This is a genomic window from Paraburkholderia sp. J41 (assembly GCF_905220235.1).
Taxonomy (GTDB): domain Bacteria; phylum Pseudomonadota; class Gammaproteobacteria; order Burkholderiales; family Burkholderiaceae; genus Paraburkholderia.
Map to the genome: position 1 here is coordinate 1 of NZ_CAJMZE010000105.1, position 448 is coordinate 448.

Annotated in this window: 1 pseudogene; it reads right to left on the bottom strand. The window is 63.8% G+C overall.

Annotation, left to right across the window (positions count from 1 at the left end):
- A pseudogene (locus U5805_RS31625) lies at positions 1-448 on the bottom strand (peptide ABC transporter permease); the annotation flags it as partial.

The window sequence follows — 448 nt, forward strand, 5'->3', positions numbered from 1 at the left end:
CCGGCAGCCGTAGCCGTTGCGCCGCTACCGATCGCCGTGGCGTTCTTGCCGCTTGCCACCGAACCCGCACCCATCGCCGTCGACTGGTCGCCGCTCGCCACCGAATTCGCGCCGCCTGCCGTGGCATGCGTGCCCGTGGCTTGCGCCGCTTCGGTGTTGCGATCGCCTTGCGCCGAGAACATCGGATCGGTCGCGCTTTCAGCAATGTTCTGGACATTGTTGATCTGCGACTGGATGTCGTAGAGCTGCGAGCCGTTCACCGCGTCGGTGCTCGTTGCGTTAACCAGGCCGTTCGCCACGTTGTGGATCGTGACCGAAGTCGTCGCACCCGAGCCGCCCAGCGTGATCGAGTCCTGCGCCGACGAGTCGTACATCACCGCGTTGGCAACCTGACCGTTGATCTTCGTGATATCGCCTTGCAGGTTCGAGATATCGGTCGTGTTCTGCG